The organism is Streptomyces phaeoluteigriseus, from assembly GCF_001896135.2.
Classification (GTDB): Bacteria; Actinomycetota; Actinomycetes; order Streptomycetales; family Streptomycetaceae; genus Streptomyces; species Streptomyces phaeoluteigriseus.
Genome location: NZ_MPOH02000009.1, coordinates 714,485 through 722,746, shown reverse-complemented (window position 1 = coordinate 722,746; position 8,262 = coordinate 714,485). Strand labels below are relative to the sequence as shown.

Genomic DNA, 8,262 nt, shown 5'->3' with positions numbered 1-8,262 from the left:
CCGCCCACCGTGAAGGGGCGGTTCCGGGGCCGCCCCCGCCTCGCGATCGACAACCTCGGCAACACCCGGCTGACGGCGTCCGTCGCGGGCACCGACACCGGCGACCACCTGTCGTACGACATCCGGCCGGGGAGCGTGCAGATCGAACCCGGGCGCGCGGCGTTCGTCGACGCGACGCTGCGGCCCCGGGAGATCATCTGGTTCGGGTCGAAGGAGCAGCGGCCGTACGCCCTCACCGTGCAGCGGTCGGGTGTGGTGCCGCTGGCGGTGGACGGGACGTTCGTGCAGCGCGGGTTCCTGCCGCGCTGGCTGGCGACCGCGCTGAGCGTGAGCGTCGCGCTGGCGATCGCGTTCGTGATGATCTGGCTGGCGTACAAGCCGGCCGTCAACAGCGGAGCCACCGAGAAGCTCGCGGAAGCCGGTTCCACGGCCCTGCCCAGCCCGGTCGCGTCGGCACCGTCCGCGCCGAAGACCGACGCCTCGGCCGCGCCCCTGCCGAGCCCCGAGGTCCCCTCGGCCCCGGCGGAGCAGGAGGACACCGGCACCTCCGGGTCCACCGGCGCGTCCGGATCGGGCGGCAGCGGCGGCGGCGGTACGACCGGCGGCGGTACGGCGCCCAAGGCCAGCCCGAAGCCGGTGCCGGGGCAGCTGATCATCGGGCAGGCATCCGACCGGTGCGTCGACGTCACCGGCTCCCAGGACGGCAAGGGGCGCGACGGCACCCCGCTCCAGATCCACGACTGCTCCGGGACCGCCAACCAGAAGTGGGTCTTCAAGGGCGACGGCACGGTCCGCTCGCTCGGCATGTGCATGGACGTCGCCTGGGGTTCGCGGGAGGACGGGGCGGTCATCCAGCTGGCCCGGTGCAGCGGCAACCCCGCCCAGCAGTTCGTGCTGAGCACCGCCGGTGACCTGGTCAATCCGCAGGCCGACAAGTGTGTCGACGTCAAGGACGGCGGCACCGGCAACGAGTCCAGGCTCCAGCTGTGGACCTGCTCGGGGACCCCGAACCAGAAGTGGCGGGTGAAGTAGCCCCCGCCGGTGCCGGGAGGGGCGGCCTACCAGCCCGCCCCTCCCGGCACCAGCCGCCCCGCCTTGCGGTACTCGCGGCGGGCCCCTTCCATCAGGTCCGCGTCGCCGACCGGCTCCCCGCGTCCGGCCGCCAGGTAGGCGGCGGTGACGACGGCGCTGCGGATGGAGCCGCCGGCCAGCTCGAAGTCCTTGGCCTGCGGGGACGGGTCGATGCCGGGCGCGCACGGCACGTGGGAGAGGCAGTGCCGCCACAGGGCCACGCGCTGCTCGGCGTCGGGGAACGGGAAGTCGACGACCAGGTCGAGGCGCCGGGTGAACGCCTCGTCGATGTTGGCGCGCAGGTTGGTGGTGAGCAGCGCGATGCCGTCGAAGGACTCGAGCCGCTGGAGCAGGTAGGCGCTCTCCATGTTGGCGTACCGGTCGTGCGAGTCCTTCACCTCGGACCGCTTGCCGAAGACGGCGTCGGCCTCGTCGAACAGCAGCACGGCGTCGGTGCGGTCGGCCTCGGTGAAGATGCGTTCCAGGTTCTTCTCGGTCTCGCCGACGTACTTGTCGACGATGGAGGAGAGCTGGACGACGTAGAGGTCCAGGCCGAGTTCGGCGGCGACGACCTCGGCGGACAGGGTCTTCCCGGTGCCGGACTCGCCCGCGAACAGGCCGAGTACGCCCCGGCCCCGGCCACCGCCCGCGCTGAGCCGCCATTCGCCGAGGACCCGGTCGCGATGGCGGGCGCGCAGGGCCAGTTCCCGCAGTTGGGTGAGCGGCCGGTCGGGCAGGACGAGGTCCTCCCAGCCGACGTCGGGCCGGATCCGGCGGGCGTGCCGCTCCAGTCCGGACGCCGACTGCTGCCGGGCGGCCAGGCGCACGTGGGCGGCGGTGAGCGGGCCGCCGTCGAAGGCGGCGAGCGCGAGGGCGCCGTGCGCGGCCCGCGCGACGCGTTCCCCGCCGAGCCGGTACGGCGACACGGCGGTCGCCAGATCGAAGGTGGCGGCCTGCGGGCCGAGCGCCGCCGCCCAGGCAGACGTGCCGCCCGCCTGCCGGCCCGGGGCGTCCAGGACCAGCGGGTCGTGGGCGCTCCAGTGCGGGTCGTAGGGGCGGGGGTCGGTGAGCAGCACGGTCACGTCGGTCGCCGCCGTCAGCGCGCCGACGAGCGGGGCCGGCTGTTCGGGCAGGCCGGACAGGACGACGGCCCGGCCGCCGAGCCGGGCCTCACGCAGCAGCTCGGGGACGCGGTCCTCGGGGCCGGTGTAGCGCAGCGCGCCGAGGCCGGCCTCGGCCAGGGCGGCGGCGATACCGGCCAGTCCGTCGCCCTCACGGTGTTCGCGGAGGTGGACGCTGAGGGGGCCGTGCCGCAGCCGGGCGGCGAGCCGGGCGACGAAGTCGGCGTGGTCGGCGTCGTCGGTGGGCAGCACCTCCGGCATGGGCAGGAGGTGGCCGTGCAGGGCGGCGTCCGGGGTGTCGTCGCCGAGGAGGTGGGCGAGCAGCCGGTCGGGGACGCGCAGAGTGCGCGACAGGAAGGGGCGTTCGGGTTCCTCGACGTCCAGCAGGCCGAGCGCGCGCAGGGGTGCGGCGGTGTGGAACCGGGCGCGTGCCGCCGCGAGGTGCGCGGGCGTCCCGCACAGTTCCAGGGCCAGCCCGACGGTCGCCCGCCGCCGGCTCACGTCGTCGTTGAGATAGCCGTAGAGCGGCTCGAAGCCCCGGTCGAGGTCGGGGGCGAGCGCGATGAGCAGGATCGCCGTGTCGAGGGGGGTGAGGCCGAGCCGGGTGGCGAGGCGGTCGAGCGGGTCACCGTCGGCGGGCGGCGGGACCGTGTCCGGGGGCGCGGGGGCCGGTGACTCCGCCGTCAGCAGGTGCCGTACCGCCTCCTCGGAGAGGTAGAGGCCGCGCAGGGGGTCGTCGGCGGTGGGGTCGCCGGCGGCGCGGTGGTCGACGAGGGCGGCTACCCGCGCGCGCAGCCCGGCGACCCGCGCGAGCAGGGGGACAGCGGTCACGGGCGCTTGCGGGCCTCTCGGGCGGCCGCCACCTGGTGCGGGCGGTGGGCGCGTTCACCGGACGCGGGCGGGTCGCCGTCCAGGCCGCGGACGCGGACGGCCGCGCCCTCGGTGACGGGCGGTCCGGCGTCGTACTCGGGGTACGCCGGGAAGGGCGCGGTCACCACCATGTCCAGGGAGGGCTTGAGTTCACCGCCGAGCGCGGACCAGATCTCGGCGAGGGACCGCGACTCGGTGTGCACCCCGGCGACCGTCAGCGGTACGGCGAGCCCCAGCGCCCCCAGCGCTCCGGGCAGTTCGTCGGCGGGGAGCAGCTCGCGCGGCAGCATGGTCGCCAGTACGGCGGACAGCAGCCGGTGTTCGTCCTGCGGGGTCCGCGTCCATGCCGTCACGAGGTACGACAGCCGGAACCAGCGCGGGGGTTGGCGGCGCCGTACGACGATGTCCCGCTCGTCGCGCACCGAGACCTGGCCGCGCTGTCGGCGGGCCACGTCCTCGCGGATGTCGTACAGGTAGGCGTTGATCGTGGGCGCGTTGCGACGGGCCGCCCAGTCGCGGGTCGGTGCCTCGAAGGACACGTCGATGTCGGAACCCGCCAGCGCGCCGCCGCCGAGGAGGCCCTTGAGGACCTCGTCCACCTCGTGGATCACTGTCGCGCGCTCCTCAACCGCCGTGCCGGGCAACCTCTTCCGGCCGCTCTTACGCCCGTGCCCTCGCCCGTTCCCCGCCTGCGGGGCCATCCTGCCGAGTGTGCCGCCGCGGTCGGGCCGGCCGCAGGAGTGCCGGGGCCGGCGGGCGGGCAGAAGGCACTGCCCGTGTGTCCGCCTTCGAGTGCCCGTTCGGTCAGATGTAGCCTTCTCGCAGGGCATATGCCACGGCATGCGCCCGGTTGCGCAGATGCAGTCGCGTGGTCAGTCCGTGCATGACGTTCTTGACGGTCCGTTCGGAGTAGGACAGCTTGCTGGCGATCTCTCCGGTGTCCAGGCCCTCGGCGACCAGCCGCAGCACGTCCACCTCTCGGGGCGCGAGCCCCAGCGAGGGGGCGCCGGGCCGGTTCGCCGCGCCCCGGTGCAGGGTGCCCACCTGGCTGATCAGCCGGCCGAGCAGATCGGCGGGCAGGTCGCCGTCGCCACGCGCGGCCGCCGTCACCGCCTGCACCAGCCGGTTCGCGGTGGCCTCGCGGCGCCAGACGATCGCGCCGACCCCGCACTCGATGACGTCGAGCAGCTCGTTCTCGCGGATCGTGCCGACGACCAGCACGGCCCGTCCGCCTTCGCTGCGCACGACCCGGCGCAGCCGGGCCAGCGCGGCCTCGTCGAGGGAGTCCTCGATCAGCAGCGCCACCGTGCCGACGCCGGACTCCTCCCGGATCTCGACCTCCGGCCGGGAGCGGAGCTGGCTGACGGCTCCCTCACGGGAGATGGGATCGCAGGCCTGCACGGAGACGGGCGTACGGCGCGGGGTGCCGCTGCCGCCGATGGCGGCACCGGTGTGTGCGCTGATGATGACGCTGGTGGTGTCAGATGTCCGGGGTGCGCTGAGCAACCGATTCCCCCCTGTTCACGAGCCCGCCATTCGGCGCGGGCCGGTGGCGGGAGGACGTGTCCCACACTTCTGTGGCCGCTGGGGCGGGCGCAATCGTGGAGCACCACGAGGCGCACCACGAGACCAGCGGCCCGGCTGCCACGAGAGGCGCCGAGCGTGGACATCACAGCAGGTCAGAGCGGGTGCAGGAGGTGAGGTGCGGGGTCCGTGGAACCTTCCGCGCCGCGCCGTGAGCATCGCCACAACGACCGTACGCCCCCGTCGGAACCCGTGCGCGGGAATTCCCGTCCAGCCCAGGAGGCAGGCATGACCGGACCGTTGCGGGAACGCGAGGAGGCGCACGCGCTGCTCGCGGCCGAGGCCGAGCGCGCCCGAGCGGGTGGCGGCCGGTTCGTCCTGCTGCGCGGAGCGACCGGAACCGGCCGCTCCGCCATGCTGGAGGCCGCCGTCGCCCACGCGGCCGGCCGCGGCCTGCGCGTGCTGCGCGCCCGTTGCTCCCCCGAGGACACCGCCGTACCGTTCTCCTCCGTCCTCCATCTCCTGGGCCCCGTACCGGAGTTCGCCGACCTGACCCCCGGCCTCGACGACCGGGGCAGCGCGGCCCGGCTGTGGCGTCTGCTGCGCTCCTACGCCGCCCGGTCGCCGATGCTGGTGGCGGTGGACGACGTCCACCTCGCCGACGAGGCCTCCCGGCGCTGGCTGGTGGAGGCGGCCCGCCGCGTCGACCGATTACCGGTACTGGTGGTGGCCACCGAACGCAGCCAGTACGACATCGACCCCCGGCCCGCGGGGCTGACCCACACCCTCTCCCCGTCCCTGGTCCGCACCCACACCCTCGCCCCGCTCACCGACACCGCCGCGGCCCAACTGGTCCGGGCCGCCTTCCCCACGGCCCCCGACGACTGGACCGCCGACTGCGTACGCGCCGGCGCGGGCAACCCCCTGCTCCTGCACGCCCTCCTGGACGACCTGCACGACACCCCGCCCCCGTCCCCCGTACCCGAGACCTGCGCCGCCCTGTACCCCGGCGCCTACCCGGCGGCCGTCTCCTGGTGGCTGGACACCACGGGCCCCACGACGGCGGAGATCGCCCGCACCCTGGCGGCCCTGGAACAGGCCGACCGGGCCCACCACCCTCACCCCGGCCCCCGGACCCCGCCCCGTACGGTCGCTCCCGCCTCCCCCCGCCGCCACGGCCGCCCTCCTCGCCGACGCCACCGGCGCGGACCCCGCCCGGGTGGCCGGCTGGCTCACCGCGATGACGCGGCTGGGGCTGCTGCGGGCGGACGCGGACGGTCGCCCCCGCTACGCCCACCACCTGCTGCGCGACGCCGTACTCAGCGGCTGGCCGGGCGCCCGCCGCCGGGCCGCGCAGCTCGCGGTCGCCGAGGCGATGCTGCGGCGCGGGGACCGGGTCGACGCCGTGGCCCGGCAGTTACTGGGCAGCGCGCCGGTCGGACTGCCGTGGGCGCTGCGGGTGCTGCGGGACGCCGTGGCCGTCGCCGTGCACGAGGGCCGCCCCGACGACGCCGTCGGCTACCTCCGGCGCGCCCTCGCCGAACCCCTCCCCGACGACCTGCGCCAACGGCTGCTGACCGAACTGGGCTCGCTGGAGTACGCCTCCGCCGACGCCCCGGCCGGCCTCCCCCGGCTCGCCGAGGCGCTCAACCTGCCGGCGCAACCCCGCGACCGGGTCCGTACGGCCCTCGCGCTGGGTACCGCCCTCGCGGGTCGCGGCGAGGTGCGGGCGGCGGTGGAGGTGCTGCGCGGAATGGAGGACGGGCTGACCGGCCACCCGGAACTGGTCCGCACCGTGCGGACCGCGTCCGCGCTGCTGTCCGACCAGGACCAGACCGTCCGCCGCGAGGCCTACCGATGGCTGACCGACACCGCGCAACGCTCACCGGAACTCGTCGGCGCCACCGGCCAGGCCCTGCTGGTGCGCTACGCGGCGACGGCCGGCGCGAGTTCGGCGCAGGCGGCGATGGCCCGGCTGCGGGCACTGCTGACCGAACCGGCGGAACCGCTTGCCGAGCCCTTCCTCCTGGGCACCGCGGCGGCCGTGGCCCAGTGGGCCGACGAACTCGACGAGGCGGAACGCCTGGTCGAACGAGGCCTGGACGGCCAACGCCTGTCCCTCCTCCACCCCATGCAACGGGCCCTGCATGACGTCCACCTGGACATCACGGCGGCCCGCGGCGAGTACACCCGCCTGCTGACCGACACCGGCACGGAAACCGCCACCGAAACAGGCAGCAACAGCCACAGCCGCAACCACACGCACTCCCACTCCGACACCCCCACCCAGCCCCCGGCCACAGGCGGCCCCACCAACGCCGACGCCCACGCCCTCCTCGCCCTCGTCGAGACCGGCCGCACGGCGCGGGCACGACGACCTCGCGACCCGCTTCGACCTGCGGGGCGCGCCCGACTCCTGGGAGCTGAACCGCTTCCTGTACGCACGCGGCACCCTCCGCTTCTCCGACGGAGACACCACCGGCGCCCTGCACGACTTCCTGGAGTGCGGCCGCGCCAGTCGGCCCGCGCCGTGCTCAGCCCCGTGGTCACGCCCTGGCGGTCGGCGGCGGCCCGCTGCCGGCTGGCCCTCGGCAGCCCCCGCGAGGCGGTCGCCCTGGCCGAGGAGGAACTGCGGCTGGCCCGCGTGTGGGACACCCCGCGCACGGTCGGCCGGGCCCTGCGCGTCCTGGCCCGAGCGACCGGCGGCCGACGCGGCCTGGAACTCGCGGAAGAGTCCGTGGCCCTGCTGCGCGACTCCCCGGCGGACGCCGAGCTGATCGCCGCCCTCCTCACCCGGGGCCGCCTCCTGTCCACCACCGGCGACCGCTCCCAAGCCCGCGACAGCCTCCGCGAGGCCGCCGAACGCGCCGAACGCCTGGGCGCCGTGCGCCTGCGCTCCCGAGCGGAGGAGGCCCTGCGCGCGGGCGGCGCCCGCCGCACCACCACCGCCCACACCGGCTCCGCCTCCCTCACCGGCAGCGAACGCCGCATCGCCGAACTCGCCGCCACGGGCCGCACCAACACGGAGATAGCCGACCTCCTCCACATAGCCCGCCGCACGGTGGAAACCCACCTCACGAGCGCCTACCGAAAACTGGGCATCCGCCGCCGGGGCGAACTGGGGGAGGCACTGACGGGGGAGGCGGAGGGGCACTGAACGGTGGGATCCGCCCCGGCCGCCGCCCCCCCGAGCAGGTCGTCCCGGTCCTCCAGGTGGGCCGCGTTCGATCAGTCGGTGAGGAGGTGGCGGGCTGTCGGGGCCGGGAGGCGGATGATCACCGGGGTGGGCAGGGTGATGTCCTGGACGGCGGTCGACGAGGGGCCACCCCGGACGCGGTCAGTGACGCGGGCGACCACGCGCACGTCCAGCGTGAACTGGGCCGGTACGGACCCGGACCTGGGCTTGTGGACCGGCATCGAGCCGGCCGCGTTCGCGGCGGTGGCCGTCGCGCCGCCGGAGCCGTCGACGATGCCGAGGAGCTGGTTCATGCGGAACTGGTCGGCGTCGAGCACGCCCGCGGCCCGCCGCGGCGGACCGGCGTGGTGCCTCGCCGGCTCCATCGCCTTCGACGTCGATTACCTCGTCGTCGAACACGCGGAAATCTGTGGTGGCTGGAGTAGACATTGGGTGGTGGGGTGGTTATGGTTTCTCTCGTAGCCAGAAGGACCGCAGGGC

Annotated in this window: 5 protein-coding genes and 1 pseudogene; 2 read left to right on the top strand and 4 right to left on the bottom strand. The window is 75.2% G+C overall.

The window, feature by feature from the left end:
- Nucleotides 1–1,032: RICIN domain-containing protein (locus BM536_RS10895; protein WP_245873369.1), on the top strand; the 1,032-nt coding region annotated here is incomplete at its 5' end.
- A 26-nt stretch (nucleotides 1,033–1,058) separates the two neighbouring features.
- Here the strand turns inward: BM536_RS10895 and BM536_RS10890 are convergent.
- The 3 genes from BM536_RS10890 to BM536_RS10880 form a co-directional block, all read right to left on the bottom strand.
- On the bottom strand, nucleotides 1,059–3,023 hold the full coding sequence (locus BM536_RS10890) for an ATP-binding protein (RefSeq protein ID WP_094102852.1): 1,965 nt from the start codon (nucleotides 3,021–3,023) through the stop codon (nucleotides 1,059–1,061).
- Nucleotides 3,020–3,673, bottom strand: coding sequence for a Pvc16 family protein (locus BM536_RS10885; RefSeq protein ID WP_073499730.1), 654 nt, complete (start codon nucleotides 3,671–3,673; stop codon nucleotides 3,020–3,022). The genes BM536_RS10890 and BM536_RS10885 overlap by 4 nt, the downstream gene beginning before the upstream one ends.
- A gap of 193 nt (nucleotides 3,674–3,866) precedes the next feature.
- On the bottom strand, nucleotides 3,867–4,529 hold the full coding sequence (locus BM536_RS10880) for a helix-turn-helix transcriptional regulator (protein WP_073499732.1): 663 nt from the start codon (nucleotides 4,527–4,529) through the stop codon (nucleotides 3,867–3,869).
- Nucleotides 4,530–4,874: 345 nt separating this feature from the next.
- Here BM536_RS10880 and BM536_RS10875 point away from each other — a divergent pair.
- Nucleotides 4,875–7,743 (top strand): annotated as a pseudogene (locus BM536_RS10875) (helix-turn-helix transcriptional regulator).
- A gap of 71 nt (nucleotides 7,744–7,814) precedes the next feature.
- Here the strand turns inward: BM536_RS10875 and BM536_RS10870 are convergent.
- Entirely contained in the window at nucleotides 7,815–8,147 is a 333-nt protein-coding gene (locus BM536_RS10870) for a hypothetical protein (protein ID WP_073500148.1), read from the bottom strand.
- Nucleotides 8,148–8,262: the final 115 nt, after the last annotated feature.